Consider the following 22467-nt stretch of genomic DNA (forward strand, 5'->3'; position numbering starts at 1 on the left):
ACTCTCAATGTTTTGCTTCAGCAAACCGGTTCACAAAGGGTCGAGTCTTACCCTCGGCCTAAAAAACTCAATCCAACGCAAGGGGATATACATGGCTGGTGGAAAGTCAAAAATCATTTACACGCTGACCGACGAAGCGCCGCTGCTGGCGACGTGCGCATTCCTGCCGATCATCCGCACCTTCACCGGTCCGGCTGGCATCGAGGTCGAAAAGGCGGACATTTCCGTGTCTGCACGCGTCATCGCCGAATTCCCGGAGTTCCTCACTGAAGAGCAGCGTCTGCCGAACACCCTGGGTGAACTGGGCAAGAAGTGCCTGCTGCCGGAAACCAACATCATCAAGCTGCCGAACATTTCTGCTTCGGTCGCCCAGCTCAAGGCCTGCGTCAAGGAATTACAGGAAAAGGGCTATGCCATCCCCGATTACCCGGAAACCGCCGATACCGAAGAAGCCAAGGCATTGAAGGCGCGCTTCGGCAAGTGCCTCGGTTCCGCCGTCAATCCGGTCCTGCGCGAAGGCAACTCCGACCGCCGTGCGCCGGGCGCCGTCAAGAACTATGCGCGGAAGCATCCGCACTCCATGGGTGAGTGGAAGCAGTGGTCGCAGACCCACGTTTCGCACATGCACCACGGTGACTTCTACCACGGCGAAAAGTCGATGACCCTCGACAAGCCGCGCGAAGTGCGCATGGAACTGATCGCCAAGGGTGGCAAGACCACCGTGCTGAAGCCGAAGCTTGCGCTGCAGGAAGGCGAAATCATCGACTCCATGTTCATGAGCAAGAAGGCGCTGTGCGACTTCTACGAAGCCGAGCTCGAAGACTGCCGCAAGTCCGGCATCCTCTTCTCGCTGCACGTCAAGGCGACGATGATGAAGGTTTCGCACCCCATCGTCTTCGGTCACTGCGTCAAGATCTACTACAAGGATGCCTTCGAGAAGCACGCCAAGACCTTTGCCGAACTCGGCATCAACGTCAATAACGGCATGGTCGACCTGTACGAGAAGATCAAGCAGCTGCCGGAATCGAAGCGCGACGAAATCATCCGCGACCTGCACGCCTGCCAGGAGCACCGTCCGCGTCTGGCCATGGTCGACTCGGCCAAGGGCATCACCAATTTCCACTCCCCGAACGACATCATCGTCGATGCCTCCATGCCGGCCATGATCCGTCAGGGCGGCAAGATGTGGGGCGCCGACGGCAAGCAGTACGATTCCAAGTGCGTCATGCCGGAATCGACCTTCGCCCGCATCTATCAGGAGATGATCAACTTCTGCAAGTGGCACGGCAACTTCGACCCGCGCACCATGGGTACCGTGCCGAACGTCGGTCTGATGGCCCAGCAGGCCGAGGAATACGGCTCGCATGACAAGACCTTCGAAATCGCCGAGGACGGCATTGCCAATATCGTCGATAACGCCACCGGCGAAGTGTTGCTCACCCAGAATGTCGAAGCTGGCGATATCTGGCGCATGTGCCAGGTCAAGGACGCCCCGATCCGCGACTGGGTCAAGTTGGCCGTCACCCGTGCCCGCAACTCCAATACGCCGGCCGTCTTCTGGCTGGATCCGTACCGTCCGCACGAAGCCGAACTGATCAAGAAGGTCGAAAAGTACCTCAAGGATCACGACACCAGCGGTCTGGAAATTCGCATCATGTCGCAGGTCCGCGCCATGCGCTTCACGCTGGAGCGTGTCGCCCGCGGTCTGGACACCATCTCGGTGACCGGCAACATCCTGCGCGACTACCTCACCGACCTGTTCCCGATCATGGAACTGGGTACCTCGGCCAAGATGCTGTCCATCGTTCCGCTGATGAACGGTGGCGGCATGTACGAAACCGGCGCCGGCGGTTCGGCTCCGAAGCACGTCCAGCAGCTGACGCAGGAAAACCACCTGCGCTGGGATTCGCTGGGCGAGTTCCTGGCCCTGGCCGTATCGCTGGAAGAACTGGGCATCAAGGAAAACAACGCCCGCGCCAAGCTGCTGGCCAAGACCCTGGATGCCGCGACCGGCAAGCTGCTCGATAACAACAAGTCGCCGTCGCCGAAGACCGGTGAGCTGGACAACCGCGGTTCGCAGTTCTACCTCGCCATGTATTGGGCGCAGGAACTGGCGGCTCAGAAGGACGATGCCGAACTGGCTGCGCACTTCGCCAAGCTGGCCAAGACCCTGACTGACAACGAAGCCCAGATCGTGGCCGAGCTGAAGACGGTGCAGGGCAAGCCGGCGGATATCGGCGGCTATTACAAGGCTGATTCGGAGAAGTGCAAGGCTGTCATGCGTCCGAGCCCGACGCTGAATGCCGCGCTCAAGGTCGCTCGCGCCTGATCCCCAGGCCGGTGGAAACCGGCCGGCAAGATGAGAATCCCCGTCCGGCGGTTGCCGGGCGGGGATTTTTTTCTGCGCCGTACTTTTCCGACACACCATCGGAGCTTTTGCTTTGCCATGGCGTTGTTCATGAAAACCTTGCGGAAAGGCTTGTGCGTAATCAAGGGGCCGGCAGACCAAAAAATCGGCCGGTCGGGTTCGCTATCGATCGTGCGAGTAGCCTTTGGTACACCACCGGTCCAAGAGCGACGACGCTCCGGGTGGATTGCGCGGCTGTCGCCCCGCCTTGGTATCTGAGGGTGGAAGCCCGGTCATACTTGTTGGCATCTGACTATTGCTTGTTTGTGACCGACTGTGACGAAAATATGAAAAAGAAACCTGTTTGTGTGACAGGCAGCTTGTTTTCAACGCATCGGATGCAACAATGCGCCGCTTGTGTTTTTCCGTGTCGGCGCTGTGATTCAACCGTCTTTTCTTTTGGCGCTGCGCGCATTCGCGGCGTTGTCCATCGTGTTTCATCATTTCGCCCTGTATGTGCCATCGAGCGATTGGGCGGCGCCGCTGAAGGGCGGTGTGCTGGACTGGCTGGCGGAGTATGCGCGCACGACGCAAGTGTTCTTCGTCGTCGGGGGCTACGTAGCGGCCCACACGCTGGGTAGCCGCGACTGGACGCTCGGTCATCTCGGCCGTTTCGCCCTGCAGCGTTACTGCCGGCTGGGCCTACCCTGTCTGGCCGTCGTGTTCGCCATGCCGGCGATCATCGGCTTCGCGCGTGGCTGGGTCGATGACGAATTGCTCGGGCAGCCAGCCACCGTGAAGCAGTTGGTGGCCCACGTTTTCTTGCTGCAGGACATCCTGGGTTACGAAGCCTTGTCGGCGGGCCTGTGGTTCGTCGGCATCAGCTTCCAGCTCGGGGTCGCCTATGCGCTCGGGCTGGTCCTGCAGCAAGGCTGCGGGCGTTACGGCCAGGCGGCATTTGCCCTGCTGGCCTGGGGGGGCGCCGCTTATGCGCTGTTTCATTTCAATCTCGATGCGGCCGGCGACGCCTGGGCTTTGTATTTCTGGCCTTACTTCTATTTGGGGGTGCTGGTGCAGAAAGCTCATCGCCTCGATGGCAAAGCCGAATTCTGGGCTTTTCAGGGCTTGCTGCTGCTTGCCGCACTGTTCGCCTGGCGGTGGCGGCTGCTCATGGCGATAGCCGTCGGCTTGCTGCTCTACGTCGCGCAGCGCACCGGCTGGGGGCGCCTATGGCCGCGCGGCGGTGTGTTGACCGGGATAGGGCGCATTTCCTACAGCCTTTTCCTCGTTCATTTTCCCGTTCTGCTGCTGGTCAGCGCCGTCTGGGCACGCTTCGCGCCGGATTGGCCGGCCGCTGCGGCAACCGGGCTGGCGGTCGCCTTCACCGGCAGCCTGGCTGTCGCCTGGGGCTTCCACCGCTGGGTGGAGTCGCCGGCTGCACGGTTGTCGCGGCGCTTTGGCGCGGTCGGAACCTAGCTCGTCTCCCGGCTCCGCGATGCGGCGAGCGGGGGGACGGGCGCGGCGATTGAACGATTCCGCCGCTTTTGGCCCATAATGTTCCGCTCTGGCGGCGGGACGGCAAGGCTACGCGGTCGCCGGGCAATACCGAAATCACGCATGGAGTGACTATGACTTCTCACATCAAGGTTCCGCAAGGTGGTTCGAAAATCGTTCCGGGTCAGCCGATTCCGGACAATCCGATCATTCCGTTCATCGAAGGCGACGGTATCGGCATTGACATCACGCCGGTGATGATGAAGGTCATCGACGCCGCGGTAGACAAGGCGTACGGCGGGAAGAAGAAGATTCACTGGATGGAAGTGTACGCCGGCGAAAAGTCGACCCGCCTGTACGGTTCGGACGAGTGGCTGCCCAAGGAAACCTTCGATGCACTGAAGGAATATTCGGTTTCGATCAAGGGCCCGATGACGACGCCGGTCGGTGGCGGCATCCGCTCGCTGAACGTCGCCTTGCGCCAGGAACTCGACCTCTACCAGTGCGTGCGTCCGGTTCAGTATTTCAAGGGTGTTCCGTCGCCGCTGAAGCATCCGGAACTGACCAACATGGTCATTTTCCGCGAGAACACCGAGGATATCTACGCCGGCATCGAGTGGGCCGTCGGTTCGGACGGCATGAAAAAGGTCGTCAAGTTCCTGCAGGAGGAAATGGGCGTCAAGAAGATCCGTTTCCCGGAGAGTTCGGGCATCGGCATCAAGCCGGTTTCGGTCGAAGGCACCACGCGCCTGGTGCGCGCCGCCATCCAGTACGCCATCGACAACGACCGCAAGTCGGTGACCATCGTGCACAAGGGCAATATCATGAAGTTCACGGAAGGCCTGTTCCGTGACACCGCCTACAAGCTGGCCCAGGAAGAATTCGGTGCCGAGCCGATCGACGGCGGCCCGTGGTGCCATTTCACCAACCCGAAGACCGGTCGCGAAATCACCATCAAGGACGCCATCGCCGATGCTTTCCTGCAGCAGATCCTGCTGCGCCCGGCCGAGTACGACGTGATCGCCACCACCAACCTGAACGGCGATTACATCTCCGATGCGCTGGCGGCGCAGGTCGGCGGCATCGGCATTGCGCCGGGGGCCAATATTTCCGACAAGTACGCCTGCTTCGAGGCCACCCATGGCACGGCGCCGAAGTATGCCGGCCTGGACAAGGTGAACCCGGGCTCGCTGATCCTCTCGGCCGAAATGATGCTGCGCCATCTCGGCTGGCTCGAGGCAGCCAATCTGGTCATCCGCTCCATGGAAGCGGCCATCGGCGACAAGCAGGTGACCTACGATTTCGCGCGTCTGATGGATGGTGCCAACGAGCTTTCCTGCTCGGAATTCGGCGACGCGATGATCGCCCGGATGTAATTCGCTGCCGATTGTGATTGAATGAGGCCCCCGCCAAGGGGGCTTCTTTTTTGTCAGGCCAATCTTGAATAACCAGCACATTGCCGTCTTCGATTCGGGCCTGGGAGGCCTGACCGTGCTGCACGCCCTGCGCGAGCGCTTGCCGCATGAAGATTATTTCTATTTTGCCGACACCCGGTTTTTACCCTATGGCGATCGTTCGGAGCACTTTCTCCGCGAGCGGGGGGTCGTCATTGCCGAGGCATTGGCGCATCGCGGAGCCAAGGCGCTAGTCATCGCCTGCAATACGGCCACGGCGGCGGCGGCCGAAGCCATTCGCGCAGCCATCGATTTGCCCATCGTCGCCCTTGAGCCGGGGGTCAAGCCGGCTGCCTCGCTGAGTCGGTGTGGCGTGATCGGCGTTTTGGCAACGACCCGGACGCTGAATAGCGAACGTTTCCAACGGCTGGTCGGCAATCACGCGAATCAATTGCGCGTCGTGACGCAAGCCTGTCCGGGGCTGGCCGAAGCGATCGAGGGCGAGGGACCGGGCAGCCCGCTGGTCGAGCGCCTGCTCGATGACTATGTGGCGCCGCTGGCGGAGGCCGGGGCGGATGTCGTGGTATTGGGCTGTACGCACTACCCCTGGGTTGCCGCCTCGATAGCCCGGCGCCTGCCCGAGGGGACGCGCTTGCTGGACACCGGAGAGGCGGTGGCACGGCAGCTCGAACGCCTGCTGGCAGCAGGCGGCCTGCTCGGCGGCGGCAGCGGCCACCTGAGCCTGGCAACCAGTGGCGCCCCGCAGTCGGTCGGGGTTACGATAGACCGGCTGCTCGGCCGGAAAATGCACGTTGATCACTGGGAGCCTTGATATGAAGGATGCTGCGAAGCCGCTCGCCGGGTTGCGCGTCGTCGAACTCGGTACGCTGATTGCCGGTCCCTTCTGCACCCGCATCATGGCCGAATTCGGCGCCGAGGTGATCAAGGTTGAATCGCCGGACGGCGGCGACCCGCTGCGCAAGTGGCGCAAGCTGTATGAAGGGACATCCTTGTGGTGGTACGTCCAGGCACGCAACAAGAAATCGGTGACGGCCAACCTGAAGCATCCGGAAGGGCGCGAGTTCGTGCGCCGCCTAATCGCGGGGGCCGATATCTTGGTCGAAAACTTCCGGCCGGGCGTGCTGGAAAAACTCGGCCTGGGGTGGGAGCAGCTGAAGGCCGATAACCCGGGGCTGGTCATGGTGCGCCTTTCCGGCTTCGGCCAGACCGGGCCGTACAAGGACCAGCCGGGCTTCGGCGCGGTCGGCGAATCGATGGGCGGGCTGCGTTACATCACCGGATTTCCGGATCGGCCGCCGGTGCGTACCGGCATCTCGATAGGCGATTCGATTGCCGCACTCTGGGGCGCCATCGGTGCGCTGATGGCGCTGCGCCACAAGGAAGTCAATGGCGGCGCCGGGCAGGTTGTCGATGTGGCGCTCTACGAGGCGGTTTTCGCGATGATGGAGTCGCTGGTGCCCGAGTGCGATGTGTTCGGCTTCGTGCGCGAACGGACCGGGAACATCATGCCTGGCATCACGCCATCGAACACGCACACCACGCGCGACGGCAAGCATGTCACCATCGGCGCCAACGGCGATGCCATCTTCAGGCGTTTCATGACGGCCATCGGGCGTCAGGATCTGGCCGACGATCCGACGCTTGCCGATAACGCCGGCCGGGATGCGCGCCGCGAGGAAATCTATGGTCTGATCGACGCCTGGTGCGCTGCCCGCGATGAGCAGGAGGTGCTGGCGATTCTTGCGGAGGCGGAGGTGCCGTCGTCACGCGTCTATTCGGCGCTCGACATGTTCGCCGATCCGCAGTTCATCGCCCGTCAGATGTTCCAGTCGGCTACCCTGCCGGATGGCCGGGCCTTCCGCATGCCGGGTATCGTGCCGCGCTTGTCTGAAACGCCGGGCGCTACCACCTGGATCGGCCCGGCGCTGGGAGAGCATACCGACGATGTCTTGCTGGGGCTCGGTTATCCGCCGGAACGGATAGCGGCCCTGCGGGGCGATGGGGCGGTGTAAAGGCCCTATGCCCCGGGAAGCGCAGGCTGCACGCGGCATCGTCCGCGGCAAGGCGGGGACGATGCCGTAGTCGGCGAGGGGCCTGTCCAGCCCCGGAGGTTCAGGTCTTGAAGCGGCCGACGAGTTCACGCAGGTTGCCGGCGATGGTTTCGAGTTCGTGCGCCGATTGGGTTGTACCCCGGATCGTTGCTGTCGTTTCTTCGACCATGTTGGCGATCTGCTCGACACGCTGGGCGATCGAGGTGCTCGCCGAGCTCTGTTCCCTGGTCGCATCGGCGACCTCGCCAACGCGTTCCAGGGTGCGGCGTGAGCTGTTCTCGATGGCGAGCAGCGAATCCGATGCCGAGGAGGCCAGCTGGACGCCTTCCTGAACCTCGGGCAGAGCGGCATTCATGGCTTCCACGGCACCTATGGTATCGGCCTGGATGCCGCTGATCATCTGTTCAATTTCGAGGGTTGCGCTGGAGGTCCGTTCGGCCAGCTTGCGCACTTCGTCGGCCACGACGGCGAAGCCACGCCCCTGTTCGCCGGCGCGTGCGGCTTCGATGGCGGCGTTCAGGGCCAGCAGATTGGTCTGGCCGGCGATGTCCTTGATCACGCTGGCGATGGTGGACACCTGCCTGGCGCGTTCTTCCAGCGCATGGATGCGGCCGGAGGCGTCGGATACCGTCGAAGCGATCTTCTCGATGGCGGTACTTGCCTGCAGGACGCGTGCGCTGCCTTGGGCAGCCAGTTCGGCTGCCTCGGAGGTTTCCCGGGCCGTTTCATGGGCGCTGTCGGAGATGTGGTTGGAACTGACTGTCAACTCCTCGACGGCCGCCGCCATTGACGATGTCGAGTCGGTCTGCTGTTCGGCTGCCTGGGTAACTTCGTCGGAGGCACGGGCGATGTGCTCGGCATTGGCTACCAGCTTTGCGGCATCGGAATTGATGCTGCTGATCATCCGGTGCAGCGAGCCGACCATATTGCCGAGCGAATGCAGCAGGCTGCCTTTCGGCATGTTGTCGAGCTGTGCAGTAAGGTCGCCATCGGCCACGCGCTGCATGATTTCATTCGCCATTCTGGGTTCTCCGCCAATCTGGAGGAGGACGCTGCGGGCGATCAGGAATCCGAGCAGCCCAATCAGCAGGGCGAGGCCAAGCGCCTCCAGCGACGACTGAAGAAGGTTCTTGCGGAAGTCCGCGTCGACATCGTCGATGTAGATGCCGGTGCCGAGCATCCAGTTCCAGTTGGGCACCGCCATCACGAACAGCAACTTGGGCACTGCTTCCGTCCCGCCGGGCCGCGGGAATTCGGCATCCAGGAAGCCTTCCGGGGCGGTGCTCAAGACAGCTTGCATGTCCTTGAGCGTATACCGGCCCTTGCTGTCTTTCAGTTTTTCGACCATCGGGCGCCCTTCCAATTCGCGCTTGATGTGGACAACGCCGACCCCTTCGCTGGTCCAGGCGTAGTAGTACTCTGTCTTGCCGTCGACTCCGCCGTAGCGGGCGTTGAGGATGATTTCCTTGGCCAGGCGCTGGGCTTCCTCGCGTGTCAGCTTGCCTTCGTTTTCCTGTTTCTGTAGGTGCATGACCGCATTGAATACGCCCTGCGTGCCGTAACGAATCAGCATCTTCTTGTCTTCCATCAGCCTGGAGCGGGACTGCACCGCACTGATGCTCGCCAGCAGGAGCATCCCGGCCAGTGCCGCCAGAACAATCAGCGCGAGTCGCGTACGCAGTGTTAAGTGTGAAAACATAGCTTTCCCCCTGTTATGCTATTTTAATAAATGAGAACTCCATTAGACTGCTCTAAAATTGAACAATGCGCAAGAGCGTGATGGCTTCTTTGCGCTTGCCACGGTCATCTCCGAGCGTTCGCCAGTGCGTCGGACCCTGTTTTTGGAGCGAGGTGGATATGCAGGAGGAGCGTCTTTAGGGGCACGAAATCAGGAGCATTCCGTCGCGGCGTGAGCTCTGGGCGCGCCCGGATCGGACTATTTGTTCAGAAGGATGAGCCGCGTATCGAACAGCGGGACGACCGACGCCGCACAGGGGGGCATGTCGAAGATATAGTGGCTGTCGATTGTCTCGCCGCCTATGCTGCTGACGATGGAGAGCGAGATGGACATCACCAGCGGCGCAGAGCCGCAAGGTCTTTGAGGGGGTAAAGCGCTTTCTGCGAGGTTTGATCGGGACTGCAAGGTACTGCCTGGTGGCAGGCTGACGTGATACTGCTTGGCGGATTCGGGAGGGTCAGCGCAGGCGGAAGCGAACCGGCAGAACGGTTTGCCGTGGGGCGTCTGCCGGCAGCGAGTTCAGCGTGCGGGCGGCCCGGAGGGCCGCTTCGTCGAGGATGGGGTGGCCGCTTCCCTGCTCGATCCGGGTGGCAACGACCTGCCCGCTCTCATCGATGATCAGCAACACGTGTACCTCGCCTTCCAGCCCCCGCGCAATCGCTTCGGCCGGATAAAACTGGCCCGCCCTGTCGAGTTTCTTCAGCTGTTCGCGGACAGCCTGGGTCCAGGTCGTGGGTGCTTCCGCCTTGCTTCGTGCAGGGGGCGGGCGGGGTGCTGCGGATGTTGTCGGGGGCGGCGGCAGATGCAGGGGAGGGGAGGCGTCCTCCTCCGGGGGCGGTGGGCGCAACTCCGCCAGCAGCGGTGACGCGGCGGGAGGAACGGGCCGGGAACTATCGAATACGCCCGGCAGGACAGGGAGCAAATGCAGGAAGAGCGACAGCGCCAGCGCAGCAAATAACCGGTAATCGGTTTGGGTCATGAGAAAATGGAGGCTGGCCTGTGGGAATGGAAACGCAATGAGACGGACTGCAAAAAGACTGGTCGCCATGATAATCGGGATGGGAGGCTTGCTGTTGGCGGCGGCCCCGGTTTTTTCCGCGAGTGCGACGCCCGATCCGGTCGCTTTTACCAACAGCATGGAACTCGGCGATGTTCGCCAGGCCGAGCAGTGGCTGGATGCCGGCATGTCGCCCGATTACACGGGCAGCCGGATCGGTAGCGGACTGATGATCGGGGCCTGGGAAGGCAAGATCGAACTGATGCGGCTGTTCATTTCGCGCGGGGCGAATATCGATTTTCTCAACGCCAACGGCGAATCGGCGCTGGCCCTGGCTGCGTGGCGCGGGCAACTCGAGGCGGTCAAATGGTTGCTGGAACGGGGTGCGCGGATCAACGCGCCGAGCCGGAAATGGTCGGCACTGCACTACGCCGTGTTCAGCGGACACGCCGAGGTGGCCGATTACCTGATCGAGCAGGGGGCGGATATCAACGCCCAAAGCACCAATGGTTCCAGCGTACTGATGATGGCGGTTTATGAAGGGCATCAGGATATGGCGCGCAAGCTGATCGAAAAGGGCGCCGATCGGACGCCGAAAAACGATTGGGGCGATGGCGCGCTGGAATGGGCGATGCGGCAGAATCGCCTGGAGATCGCCCGCATGGTCAGCAAGCCGGAAGAGTTCAACATCGCTGTCGCCAAGCCCAAGGAGAGTTGGGGCGAACCGGTGCGTTCCTTGCGCACCTCGAAGGAACTCGAAAATCTCCTCAATATTCGTGAAACCCTGGTCAAGCGCGGTTTTTCGACCGAGGCGGTGGACAAGCGCATTTCCGTCGAGCGGATGCGTATCGTACGCTCCGAAATGGACAGGACCACGCCGGGCCGGGCCGCCACCATGGAAATCACGGCAAGCCGCGCCAAGCCGCAGGAGCAGTCGACCCAGATCATTTACGACGACAAGGGCAAGGCCGTCGGCTACAAGGCGCCGCCGGCGACTTACTTCGGAACGCCGAAAATGCCGCCCAAGGCACCGGTCAGGAATTACTGAGACGGTATGGGCGGAACTGGACGGAGGTCCAATTGCAAAGGCCGCCGGGCTGATGCAGACTCCTCCGCATGACAAAGGAAGGAGCCGGCATGCTTTACGTGAGCAGGGACGATCAGGGGCAGATCAGCGAATTGCATTCGACGCCCGTCAGGGAGGCGCAGGAGTTGCTGCCCAGTGATCATCCCGATGTACTCCAGTTTCTCCACGAACGCTGGCGGCAGAGCGAACTGGATCAGCTGGACCGGGGCTTCGTGCGGGCTGTCGAGGACTTGATCGAGTTGCTGATTGCCAAGGAGGTGATCATGTTCACCGATCTGCCGGCCAAGGTTCAGGAAAAACTGCTGCGCCGCAAGGAAGTGCGTCAGCAGACCCATTACCTTGGCGGAATGGGCGTTGGTGGCGACGACATCATTCCGCTGTGACGTCTCCCGGCCGCTGACCGGTCATTGACGACAGGGCGGCGTCGCCACGGCTCAGTGCACCGACATCACGGCCTTGACCAGTTCGGCCAGGGTGCGCACGCCCATCTTCTCCATGACCCGCGCCCGGTGGGCTTCGACGGTCTTCATGCTGATGTTCAGGTCGTCGGCGATCTGCTTGTTCAACTTGCCGGCGACGACGAGGTCCATCACCTCGCGCTCGCGCTGGGTGAGTTGATCCAGTCGTGACGAAATGGCGCCGTCGCGCTGGCGGCGTTCCGCTTGTTCCCGGTCGAGCCCCAGGGCGCGGACGATACGCGATAGCAGGTCTTCGTTGTGGAACGGTTTTTCGATGAAATCGCAGGCGCCACGCTGCAGGGCGCTGACCGCCATCGGAACGTCGCCATGGCCGGTGACGAAGATGACCGGCAACTGCGAGCCCAGGCTGTCGAGCTTCTCCTGTAGTTCGAGCCCGCTCATTTCCGGCATGCGGACATCGAGTACCAGGCATCCGCGCATATCGTCGCGATAAGCCTTGAGAAAGGCCTCCGCCGAGTCGAAGCAGGCGACCTTGTAGCCTTCTCCTTCCAGGAGCCAGGTCATCGAATCGCGCATGGCCTCGTCGTCATCGACCACATGAATGGTTTGTGTCTGCTCACTCATTGCTATCCCCGTTGCTTTCCTCGGTCGGTACGGTGAAGTGGAACTCGGTACCGCCATCCCGCCGTGGGCTGACCCACAGTCGCCCTTGGTGGAACTCGATGATGGAGCGGCAAATGGCAAGCCCGATCCCCATCCCTTCCGGCTTGGTCGTGTAGAAGGGGGCGAAAATCTTCTCGACGTCCTCTGCCGCAAGTCCATGACCCTGATCCGAAACGGTGACCTCCATCATCCGCTCGTCGACCAGTCGGGCCAGCAGGCGCAACTGGCGTCGCTCGACCGGAATGTCGTTCATGGCTTCGATGCCGTTCTTCACCAGATTGAGCAGTACCTGTTCGATCATGATGCGGTCAACGACGATGCGTGGCAAGTCCTCGGGGATGTCCACGATGATCTGCGTTCCGGTGCGCTGGGCTTCGATGTCGGCGAAGGCGCGGGCTTCGTCGATCAGTTCCGGCAAGGCAATGGGTTGCCGGTTGGGGTCGCCTTTCTTGACCATGTCGCGCATGCGGCGAATGATCTTGCCGGCCCGCTCGGCCTGGCTCGATGCTTTCTGCATGGCGATCAGCAGATCGTCCAGCTTGTAGTTGCCGGCCTGCATGCGCTTGACGCAGCCGGCGCAGTAATTGGCGATGGCCGACAGTGGCTGGTTCAGCTCGTGGGCCAGCGACGAGGCCATCTCGCCCATGGTGATCAGACGCGAGGTTTGTTCCAGGCGCTTCTGCTGCTGCAGGTTGACTTCGTCGATGTGCTTGCGGTCGGTAATGTCGGCAGCTACCTGGACGCGGACGGTACGGCCGTCCACCCAGCGGATGGCGCGCTCGTGCAGGTGGTACCAGTGGCCCGACAGGGCGTGCTGGATTTCGCCGTCGTAGATTTCGCAGGGCAGTTCCTCGCCGCCGATCAGCGCCGGGTCGTGCAGGTAGGCATCGGGCGGCGGGCGGCAGGGGGCGGTGACCAGCGCCGTGTCGCGGCCGACGGCGTCGAATCCGTAAATGTTCTGGAAAGCCCGGTTGGCGAACAGGATCTCGCCGCTCTGGGCATCGGCAACGTGCACGGCCGAATCGAGGCCGTCGATGACCGTGACGAAGCGCTCGTGAGCGCGCTCCAGTTCGACACGGACCCGCTTGGGTTCGGTGATGTCGTTCAGCGAGGCCATCCAGCCGATCTGCTGGCCGTTGGTGTCGATCAGCGGCGAGAAGTAGAGGCGCACGTCAAAACGTTCGCCGTTCTTGCGCATGATCCGCATTTCGAAGCCGCTGGCCGGCGCCTTTCCGGCCAGGGCCGTGTCGATGTTGTTCTGCAGCTTGTCGAATTCCTCGGGCGGCCAGTAAGGGTAGGGCGGCTTGATGCCGACCAGCTCATTTTCGTTGAAGCCGGTCATCCGGCAGAACGAGGCGTTGACGAAGGTGATCCGGCCGTCGAGGTCGATGGCGCGCAGCCCGGTGATGAGCGAGTTCGACATGGCCTGGCGGAAGGCGTAGGCCGCCCGCAATTCCTCTTCGGTGGCGGCGCGATGCCTGGCGTGGCGGCGCAGCAGGATCAGGGTGACCGTTGCGATCAAGGTCAGGACGATGATCAATGCGGCAGGAAGGAAGGGGAGCCAGGCGCCGCCGCCGCGATAGGCGACGATGTTCAGCCCGAGCCGGTTGTTCGGCAGCTCCAGGTTGATCAGGCCCGAGAGCTGGCGATCCGTCGGCTTCACTGAGGAATTGCTGTAAACCTCCCGGTTGTCGGCGCTGACGACGGTCAGGCTGTAGCGGGTCGTGAAGACGGCGGGCAGCGTGGACCTGAGCAGGCCCTCCAGCGATTGCAGGGCGATGAAGGCGCCCAGGTCGGCACTGCCGCGCTGGACCGGGAGAATGATGTCATGGAGCGCGCGCTGGGTGACATCCCGATAGTCCGGGGAAACCAGTTCCCGACGGGTGCGCAGTGCTTCCTGCAAGGCGCTCAGCCGGTTGCCTTCGATCTGCTCGCCGACAAAGGTCGCCGTTGCTTCGTTGGGCGCTACCCATTCGACCTTGCCGTCGGTATTGACCCAGATAATGGCCTGGATTTCGCTGTTTTCCCGCACGTAGCGCGAAGCGCGAACCTGGAAGGTCTCGTAGGTCAGTTGTTTGAATTCCTGCTCGCGCCCCAATTCGGCCAGGAAGTCCTGGTGGGCGTGGAGGCGGGATTCGATGGTCCGCTCCGCCCAGTGCATGTCGCCCTCCAGGGCCGAGCGGGCCGTATCCAGCTCGCGCCACTGGAGTATGGCGGTGACAATGAGCATGGCTACGGCAAAAACACCGATTGCGAAATAGGGGGCAAGCCAGAGCCAGGTTTGTTTTGGGGACTTGGACGGGACGCGTGGCAACATGGCCGAATTCTTCGTCTGTCCGGGTTTTACGGCCATTGGTACTTACCCTAAGCCGAATGACCGGAGGATACCGGCGGCTCTCAGGCTGACGTGCTATCCGGGGCCGGTGCCGTCAGCGGGATATTCAGTTCGAATGTCGTGCCCTGGCCGGTGGTACTGCTCACCGAGATGCTTCCGCCGAGTATGTTGGAGGCAATGTTGTGGGCGATGTGCAGACCGAGCCCCGTGCCGCCGCGTCCCATCCGGGTGGTGACGAAGGGATCGAATATTCGCGACAGCATGTCGGGGGCGATGCCGATGCCGTCGTCGCCGATGCGCAGCTTCAGGCGATCCGACTCGGCTTCGGCATGCACCGTGATCGTGCCGCGATCCCGGTCGCTGAAAGCATGGACCGTGGCATTGGTGATCAGGTTGGTGATGATCTGGCCCAGGGGCCCGGGGTAGCTATCCATCGTGATGGCCGGTGGAATGTCCAGGCTGAGCTTGGCAACGCTGTGCTTGAGCGTCGGGCCCAGGGTCAGGGCGATTTCCCGGACGGCTTCGTCAAGCTTGAAGCTGCGGCGCTGGGAGCTGGTCTGGTCCGCGGCAACCTGCTTGAAGCTGGTCACCAGTTCGGCCGCGCGTTCCAGGTTGCGCTCGGCAATCGTCGATCCGGTGTCGATTGCTTCGACGAAACTGTCGAGCACGGAGCGCTTCATGCCGTTCGCACTGTCTGCGCGGAAGCGCTTGAGCGAGTCCCGCATGGTGCTTACGGCCATTACGCCATTGCCGATAGGGGTGTTCAGTTCATGTGCTACGCCTGCTACAAGGGAGCCCAGGGAGGCCAGCTTTTCCGAGCGAACCAGTTCGTTTTGGGCAAGTTTCAGATGTTCGACGGTGGTCGATAGCTCGGTATTGGCCTTGCGCAGTTGTTCGGTTCGTTTCTGGACGCGGACCTCCAGCTCGGCATTGAGTTCGCGTACCTCGCCTTCGATACGGCGAAACTCGGTAATGTCTTCGACCACCCAGATCGTCCGCTTGGCGCCGCCGATCTCGACCGCGCGCGCCTGAAGGAGTGCGAGAAATTCGCTGCCGTCCTGGCGGCACATCCAGCTTTCGATCTGGCCGATATCCTGTTTGTCCAGCAGGGAGAGCATCGCTTCGCGGTCGGTACGGTGCTTCCAGAGCCCCAGCTCCAGCCCGGTCTTGCCGACTATCTGGTCGCGTTGATAACCGAACAGTCGCAGGATGGCTTCGTTGGCCCGGGCGAAAACGAAGCTGGGGCTCGGCTCGGTCAGCAGCATGCCGACGGGCGACGATTCGACGATGGTTTCCAGTTCCCGCTCGCGTTCTCGAATCGCATTTGACATGCGCTCGATGTCGGTGGACAGCTGGTTCAGTTCGATGACCGAACTGCGGGGCCAGTCGCCACCGGTTTTTCCTTCAACCAGTTGCCTGGCGCGTTCGGCAATGGCGTCGATGGGGCGGGCGGTGCGGGCCGCCCAGACCGGCGCGAACAGCAGGCTGAGCAGCATCAGGGAAATCATCGCGGTGACGCCCAGGTTGAGCGCTGTGCGCAATTGCGGGGAGGCCAGGCCAGCCGGCGTGCGCACGATGAAATACCAGTTCATCAGCGCCGATCGGGACACGGCCATGTCGTAGCTCCGGCCTTCGAAACGGCCTTGGTCGACGGCCTGGAATTTCGTTTGCGCCTGGGAAAATACCGGCAGGTTGGCCACGTTGACCACGCCGACGCGCTCGCTATGCTCGGAGTCGGCCAGGATGTCGCCATAGCCGTCGGTAACCCAGATTGACCAGTCGGCCTGGGTGCTCGAATCGGTGACCGTGTCGAGAATGTAGGCTAGGGGGATTTCGCCGATGATGACCTCCTTGCCGGTCCATACGCCGATGGCAACGGCCAGGCGATGGGAGGCCGGCGAGAGGTGCTTGTCGCTCCAGACGGTGTACAGGCGCTGCATGACGACCTGGCGAAGCCGGTCGTTGCTCAGGTCGGAGCCGATCAGTTCGGCGGCCTGCTTCCGGTTATCCCGGTGTACCGATGCATAGGCGATGAGTCCATTGCTGTCGATGTGATAGACCGCCGAGAATGCACCCTGATTGATCAGATAATCCATTTGTTCGCGCGATGTGTCGTCATCCCCATCCTTGATGTTCGCGGCGATCAGTTCGAGTTGTCCCTGCAGGATGGACAGGACGCGTTCGGTGCGGCGGGCCAGCGTGTCGCTGCGGGCGGCGAGTTCGACCCGGGTTTGCGCGGCAAGACGCGGCTGGTAATAGGCAAGCAACAGTACGAAGGCGATCAGCAGGGCGATGGCCGAAGCTGCGATCAGCAGCAGGGTCAGTGAACTCCGGAGATGCCAGCGGGATCTGAGGATCATGGATTGCGCGTAAAGCGGCCGTTACGGACGATCGCCATGGTGGCGGTGCGTTGCGTGTCGCCATAGCGGTCGAACTGGATGGTTTCCTGCAACCCGTGGAACGGGCCAAGCTCGGTCAGTGCGTCCTTGAGCGGCATGCCGTTCGGGCGTCGTCCCAGCGCATCGAGCAGGACCGTGGCGGCATCGTAGGCCAGCGCGCTGCTGGCGCCGGGCTGACGGCCGAAGCGCCGGATGTAGCGTTGCTGGAAATCGTAGTAATGCGGCGAATTGTCATCGGCATTGAACGGCAGGAGTATCGTCATGCCTTCCACCGAGGCGCCGCCCAGTTCGATTAGTTGCTCTGTTCCGGCCCATTCGGTGGCAATCAGCGGGATGTCCCGGTTCAGCTTGCGGGTCATTTGGGCCAGACGCGCCGTGTCGGCGGCGCCGGCAATGAAGGCCAGTCCGTCCGGACGCGACTCCAGGAGGTTGTCCACGACGGATCGGATGCTTTCATCGGCGGAATGGAAGGGCTGGGTCGCGATGATCTTTCCGCCGCCCTCTTCGAAGGTCAGGCTGAATTCGTGAAGCCAGCTGTCCGCATAGGTGCGATTGTCCAGGTTGATGGCCGCGGCGAGGCGGCGTATGCCGCGCTGCAGGCAGGCCTTGGCGGCCTGCTGCCCGTCGTCGCGCGTGGTCCAGTTGACGCGGAAAAGATAGTCGTCCCGACCGACGAACTTGGCCGTCGAGACGGTGGGTGAAAGCAGGACCAGCTGCGCGGCATCGTGAAACGGCAACAGAACCTCGGCCATGTTGCTGGTCATCGGGCCGATGACGGCGACGACATTGGCGTCGTGCAATTCGCGGGCCGACTCGACGGCGGTTTCGGTTTTGCTGGCTGTGTCGCGGGCCAGCAGATCGATATGTCGGCCATTCACGCCGCCTGCCTGATTGTATTGCTCGATCGCCAGTATCACGCCGTTGCGACCGGCTTCGCCCAGATCGGCCGAGACGCCGGTCAGGTCGCCGATGAAGCCGACGCGGACCGGTTCCTTCTCCATGCATCCCGCCAGCAGGGTGCAGGCTGCCAGGGCAGCGGCAAGCCGGGCGCAGCGGGTCACGCGTGTTCCTTGAGCCAGAGCAGAAAGGCGGCTTCATCCATGGGGTGGGCGTAGTGATAGCCCTGGGCCGCATGGCAGCCGAAGGCACGCAGGCGATCCCCGGTGGCCTGATTCTCGACCCCTTCGGCAACGGTCCTGAGGTCGAGTTCGTTGCCGAGCAGGGCAATGGTCCGGACGATACGGCTGCCCCGTTCGCTCGAGGCAAGCGTGGTGACGAAGGAGCGGTCGATTTTCAAGTGGTCGATGGGGAGTTGCTCGAGATAATTGAGCGACGAATAGCCGGTCCCGAAATCGTCGATGGCGATGGTGATGCCGCGACTGCGAAGCTGGTTGAGCAGGGAAATCATCGTTTCCAGGCTTTCCAGCGCAATCGATTCGGTAATCTCCAGTTCGAGATGCTCGGGAGATACGCCGGTTTCGGCGAGGCTGGCATTGATGAAATCGAGGAAGCTCGGCTGTCTCAGTTGAATGTTGGAGACATTGATGGCCATGTGCAGCTCGCCGAGGCCGGCCTGATGGAAGCGTTTCAACGCACGCAGGGCTTCCGGCAGCATCCAGCGACCGATGCTGACGATCAGGCCGGACTGTTCGGCAATCGGGATGAACTGTTCCGGCGGCACGAATTCACCGTTGCGGCGCCGCCAGCGCATCAATGCCTCGGCGCCGATGACGCGGCCGGACTGCAGGTCGATCTGCGGCTGATAGGCGATGGACAGCTCGCGCAGCTCGAATGCCTGGCGCAAATCCCTGAGCAGCGAGGTCCGCTGGCGGGCAGCTTCTCCGATTTCGGGCGAGAACGTGATCGATTGCCCGATCCCGAGCGCCTTGGCTCGCCGCAATGCGATGTAGGCATTGTTCAGGGCATCCTGGCTATCGGTGCAGCCCGCGCAGGATGCGATGCCGAGGCATACGGAGACCGAATGGTCGATGTCGTCGATCAGGAAAGGATGGGCAAACAGGCGGTGGATGCCGTCCGGTTCCAGAAGCTGGGCCGGGCCGGTCAGGGCAAAGGCGTCGCCGGCGAGACGCGCGACGAATACGCGGCTGTCGAAAAGGGCGCGCAGGCGTTGCGCGATCGCGAGGAGCAGCGCATCGCCGTAAGCATGCCCAAGCATGTCGTTGGTTGCCGCAAACTGGTCGACATCGATCAGGGTGATCACGTCGGATGGCGTACCCTGCTTTCCCCGGCGATCGAGTTCGGCAACCAGCGCGTTGCGATTGGGCAGGTTGACCTGGCGGTCGACCAGTGCGTCCAGACGCAGCTCGGTGACCAGATCGATGTTTTTGGCGCAAAGCGCAATATTGGTGCAGAAGATTTCGAGCAGGTGCTGGTCTACGTCCCGAATGGGGGCCACCGATTCGATATATGCCGCGAAGCCCTCTTCGCTATTCTTGCGGAAGAAGAGGGTGATATCCCGAGTGCCGACGATACTGCAGTGATTGTGCAGAACCTGGCTCAGCGAACGGGCGATATGCACGTTATCGATTTCTTCCAGTCGGTGCTGAATGAGATGCCGATAGCGGCCGGCTGCCGCGATGACCCGGTATTGCTCGGGGTTGCCGGCATCATCGGTGGCGCAGACCAGACCTTCGGGGGCAATGCCGATCAGGCTGGCCAGTTGCGTGATGACGCCGTCGGCAAATGCGTTCAGTCCCTTCTCGGCGATGAACTGGTTGCTTGCCGACACGATCTTTTCCAGGCCGATGCGGCTTGTGTCGAGGCACTTCAGTTGGCTGTAGGAGCGAATGGCCGAGGTGAGCGTGGTGAATAGCCGGGCGTGGGTGAGTTCGCTTTTGGTCTTGTAGTCGTTGATGTCGTAGCGGGCGATGGTATCCGCTTCCGGGGCCTGCCCCGGTTGGCCGGTGCGCAGGATGATGCGGATGTTGAGCAGCATCAGCTCCTGGCGTATCGCTTCGACGGCTTTAAGCCCGGCATCGTCGCTTTCCATCACCACGTCGAGCAGGATCACGGCGATGTCCTGCTCGCGCTCCAGCAGCGCAATCGCTTCCTTGCCGGAAAAAGCGTGGATCAACTCCAGTTTCCGGCCGAGAATTTCGATGCCGGACAGCGCGAATTCCGTCGCTTCGTGCACATCGTGATCGTCATCGGCAATCAGGATGCGCCAGGTCGGATCCTGAACCGAAGATCCCTGTGGCTGCCGTTCCTCTTCGATAAAGACCAGATCGTCGTCCGAACCTTCATCCATATGCGCCTCCAGTTACGGTGATTTGTTGCTTTTGTCAGTTTCTCCTAATTATCTGTGAATGGCAAGCGATATGGCAAGCTGGGCCGCGTTCCACGGCGATTCCGTTTTTCCCGCGTCAGAGCGGCATCCAGCGCGCCAGAGCAGGAACGAGCAAGGCGGTGAGTGCACCGTTCAGGCCCATGGCCAGAGCGGCGAAGGCCCCGCTTTGCTCATTGACCTGGAACGCCCGTGCCGTGCCGATCCCGTGCGATGCGACGCCGATGGCAAAGCCCCGGATGGCCGGATCGCGTAATCGCATGGCGTCGAACACCCAGCGAGCGCCCAGGGCGCCGAGGATGCCGGTGACGATGACCAACACCGCCGTCAGCGACGGAATGCCGCCGATTCTCTCGGCAATGCCCATGGCGATGGGGGTGGTCACCGATTTCGGGGCCAGGGACAGCTGGGTGGTTTCACTGGCGCCAAACAGGCGACCGACCAGCACGGCCGACCCGATGGCGGTCAGGCTGCCGGCGAGGAGGCCGGCCAGCACCGGCCACAACATGGCGCGCACCCGTTTCATTTGCATGTAGAGCGGGACGGCCAGGGCAACGGTCGCCGGACCGAGTAGGAAATGGACGAACTGGGCTCCGGCAAAGTAGGTCTCGTAAGCGGTTCCCGTGATGCTGAGGAAGACCACGAGGGCGGTGACGGCGATCAGCACCGGATTCGCCAATGGATTGCAGCCGGAACGCTGATAGATCCGGAAGGCGCCCTGGTAGGCGAGGAGGGTGATGGTCAGGCCCATCAGCGGCGAGGCCGCGAGATAAACCCAGATTTGCCCGATATCCTGCGTCATGCGGTGTCTCCTGTCGCACCGGCATTACGCTGGCATAGTTTCATCACCAGGGCCGTGATGATCAGCGTCACGGTCGTGCTGATGAGCAGGGAGAGCAGGAGCGGCAACCATTCGGCGGCAACCCGGTGCAGATGAAGCATGATCCCGGTGCCGGCCGGAACGAAAAGCAGGGAGAGATGTTGCAGCAGGCTCTGGCTGCTGGTTTGCAGCTCCGCACTGGGGCCTTGGCGCAAGAGCAAGGCGAAGAACAGGAACAGCATGCCGAGTACCGGTCCGGGGATCGGCAGGGTGAGGCTGCGGGCGACAAACTCGCCGGCCAGTTGGAAAATGAGCAGTTGTGTCAGTGCGGAAAGCATCGTGTGGTCTCCAGAAACGATGCTTCAAGTTTATTGCATGGATTGTGTAGCCAATAGAGGCCTAAAAGTCTGTTTGTCTTTTACAAAAAGTAATTAATCAAGCAGCGAAGGCATGCCCCAGGGTGCGTACGGCGATACCCAGGCAGGCCCCCGCCGCGGCAGGCTTCCAGACGGCGGCCACGCGCCGGCCAGCAGAAATGAGGACGGCAACGCCGGGCAGATCGAATGGCGAGATCAGGAAACCTGCGCTCGCATTGAGCAGTTCGAGGCTTACTTGTCCGGCACGCCGCATCTCGTCCATGACCCCCATCATCGCCGTGCCGCCTGCCAGATACTTGGTCAGGGAGGGCAGGATCAGGATGGGATCGATGCCGACCAACTGCAGGCCGGGGGCAATCCAGGCCGTCAGCGCATCGATGGCGCCGAAGCGTTTCAGGGCGGTCACGGCCACCAGCGACAGCACCAGCATGGGAATCGCGCCGACGGCGATCTTGAAGGCCTCGGCACCCGCGCGGTTGATGACATCGAGTATGCCCTTGGCGGTTTCGGCAACCGGGTGGTGGAGGGTTTCGTCGACAACGGCCTCACTGGCCGAGAGGTTTCGGCCGAAGATATAGTAGGTGGCCGCTGCCGCGCAGAGTCCGCCGATCAGGGAATAGGCCAGCAGCGGCCCGAACCGGAGACCCATGGTCAACATCGGAAACGCTGCGTTGGCCTGGGCCATGGCGAATACCATCGCCAGGGTGGCGGCCAGGTGGCGATCCGAGGTACCGCGCTGCTCCATCATGGTCAGCGTCGCCATCGGGGCCGCAAAACTGACGAAGTTGATCTGCAGGGCGGCGAAGACGCCCAGGCCGGTCAGCCCGAACGGGCGCAGCAGCGGCCCCAGCCGGGCAACCACCCAGTCGAGGGCGCCACGCGCTTCGAGCAATCGCATCAGCGCGAGCATGACCACCATGACGGGCAGCAGGACGAACAAGGACAGTTCGACCGCCGAGCGGCCGGCCTTGAGGATGATGTCGATCAGGATATCCATGACTTCGGCGATGTTGTTCCGGTG

Annotated in this window: 18 protein-coding genes; 7 read left to right on the plus strand and 11 right to left on the minus strand. The window is 62.2% G+C overall.

Annotated features, from left to right (window positions below):
* Window positions 1–91 precede the first annotated feature (91 nt).
* From F1002_RS13035 to F1002_RS13055, 5 genes are all read left to right on the plus strand, one after another.
* Window positions 92–2329 carry an NADP-dependent isocitrate dehydrogenase gene (locus tag F1002_RS13035; RefSeq protein WP_150429478.1) on the plus strand — a complete coding sequence of 746 codons (2238 nt, stop codon included), beginning with the start codon at window positions 92–94 and terminating at the stop codon, window positions 2327–2329.
* 456 nt (window positions 2330–2785) lie between these two features.
* Entirely contained in the window at window positions 2786–3823 is a 1038-nt protein-coding gene (locus F1002_RS13040) for an acyltransferase (RefSeq protein ID WP_223879590.1), read from the plus strand.
* 152 nt (window positions 3824–3975) lie between these two features.
* Complete coding sequence (gene icd / locus F1002_RS13045) at window positions 3976–5217, plus strand: NADP-dependent isocitrate dehydrogenase (protein ID WP_150429480.1); 1242 nt, start codon at window positions 3976–3978, stop codon at window positions 5215–5217.
* 64 nt (window positions 5218–5281) lie between these two features.
* Complete coding sequence (gene murI / locus F1002_RS13050; RefSeq protein ID WP_223879591.1) at window positions 5282–6067, plus strand: glutamate racemase; 786 nt, start codon at window positions 5282–5284, stop codon at window positions 6065–6067.
* Window position 6068: 1 nt separating this feature from the next.
* Complete coding sequence (locus F1002_RS13055; protein ID WP_150429482.1) at window positions 6069–7268, plus strand: CaiB/BaiF CoA-transferase family protein; 1200 nt, start codon at window positions 6069–6071, stop codon at window positions 7266–7268.
* A 100-nt stretch (window positions 7269–7368) separates the two neighbouring features.
* On the opposite strand, the gene F1002_RS13060 is transcribed toward F1002_RS13055, so the two are convergent.
* The 3 genes from F1002_RS13060 to F1002_RS13065 all read right to left on the minus strand — a co-directional run bounded on the left by F1002_RS13060 (window position 7369) and on the right by F1002_RS13065 (window position 10024).
* Entirely contained in the window at window positions 7369–9006 is a 1638-nt protein-coding gene (locus tag F1002_RS13060; RefSeq protein WP_150429483.1) for a methyl-accepting chemotaxis protein, read from the minus strand.
* 237 nt (window positions 9007–9243) lie between these two features.
* Window positions 9244–9378, minus strand: coding sequence for a hypothetical protein (locus F1002_RS21400; protein ID WP_255584487.1), 135 nt, complete (start codon window positions 9376–9378; stop codon window positions 9244–9246).
* A 124-nt stretch (window positions 9379–9502) separates the two neighbouring features.
* Window positions 9503–10024 carry an energy transducer TonB gene (locus F1002_RS13065; RefSeq protein WP_191090402.1) on the minus strand — a complete coding sequence of 174 codons (522 nt, stop codon included), beginning with the start codon at window positions 10022–10024 and terminating at the stop codon, window positions 9503–9505.
* 79 nt (window positions 10025–10103) lie between these two features.
* On the opposite strand from F1002_RS13065, the gene F1002_RS13070 reads away from it, so the two are divergent.
* Together F1002_RS13070 and F1002_RS13075 are read left to right on the plus strand one after the other, a co-directional pair.
* Complete coding sequence (locus F1002_RS13070) at window positions 10104–11090, plus strand: ankyrin repeat domain-containing protein (RefSeq protein WP_191090403.1); 987 nt, start codon at window positions 10104–10106, stop codon at window positions 11088–11090.
* Between the two features lie 68 nt (window positions 11091–11158).
* Window positions 11159–11512 carry a tryptophan synthase subunit beta like protein gene (locus tag F1002_RS13075; protein WP_150429486.1) on the plus strand — a complete coding sequence of 118 codons (354 nt, stop codon included), beginning with the start codon at window positions 11159–11161 and terminating at the stop codon, window positions 11510–11512.
* Window positions 11513–11563: 51 nt separating this feature from the next.
* Here the strand turns inward: F1002_RS13075 and F1002_RS13080 are convergent, their stop codons facing one another.
* The 8 genes from F1002_RS13080 to F1002_RS13115 form a co-directional block, all read right to left on the minus strand.
* Entirely contained in the window at window positions 11564–12172 is a 609-nt protein-coding gene (locus F1002_RS13080) for a response regulator transcription factor (protein WP_150429487.1), read from the minus strand.
* A complete protein-coding gene (locus F1002_RS13085) occupies window positions 12165–14528 on the minus strand; it encodes a PAS domain S-box protein (RefSeq protein WP_150429488.1) in 2364 nt (787 codons plus the stop codon). The genes F1002_RS13080 and F1002_RS13085 overlap by 8 nt, the downstream gene beginning before the upstream one ends.
* Window positions 14529–14608: 80 nt before the next feature.
* Complete coding sequence (locus F1002_RS13090) at window positions 14609–16906, minus strand: ATP-binding protein (protein ID WP_150429489.1); 2298 nt, start codon at window positions 16904–16906, stop codon at window positions 14609–14611.
* Window positions 16903–18006, minus strand: a complete 1104-nt coding sequence (locus tag F1002_RS13095) for an ABC transporter substrate-binding protein (protein WP_150429490.1) — start codon at window positions 18004–18006, stop codon at window positions 16903–16905. The genes F1002_RS13090 and F1002_RS13095 overlap by 4 nt, the downstream gene beginning before the upstream one ends.
* Entirely contained in the window at window positions 18003–20213 is a 2211-nt protein-coding gene (locus F1002_RS13100) for an EAL domain-containing protein (protein ID WP_150429491.1), read from the minus strand. Before F1002_RS13100 ends, F1002_RS13095 begins: the two co-directional genes overlap by 4 nt.
* A 115-nt stretch (window positions 20214–20328) precedes the next feature.
* Window positions 20329–21051: an LrgB family protein gene (locus tag F1002_RS13105; protein ID WP_150429492.1), complete on the minus strand. Its 723-nt coding sequence runs from the start codon at window positions 21049–21051 to the stop codon at window positions 20329–20331.
* The gene (locus tag F1002_RS13110) at window positions 21048–21407 is read right to left on the minus strand and encodes a CidA/LrgA family protein (RefSeq protein ID WP_150429493.1); all 360 of its coding nucleotides are present in this window, start codon (window positions 21405–21407) and stop codon (window positions 21048–21050) included. The genes F1002_RS13105 and F1002_RS13110 overlap by 4 nt, the downstream gene beginning before the upstream one ends.
* Window positions 21408–21504: 97 nt before the next feature.
* The gene (locus F1002_RS13115) at window positions 21505–22443 is read right to left on the minus strand and encodes a nucleoside recognition domain-containing protein (RefSeq protein WP_150429494.1); all 939 of its coding nucleotides are present in this window, start codon (window positions 22441–22443) and stop codon (window positions 21505–21507) included.
* Window positions 22444–22467 lie beyond the last annotated feature (24 nt).

This window comes from Dechloromonas sp. CZR5 (assembly GCF_008711155.1).
In the GTDB taxonomy this organism is placed as follows: domain Bacteria; phylum Pseudomonadota; class Gammaproteobacteria; order Burkholderiales; family Rhodocyclaceae; genus Azonexus.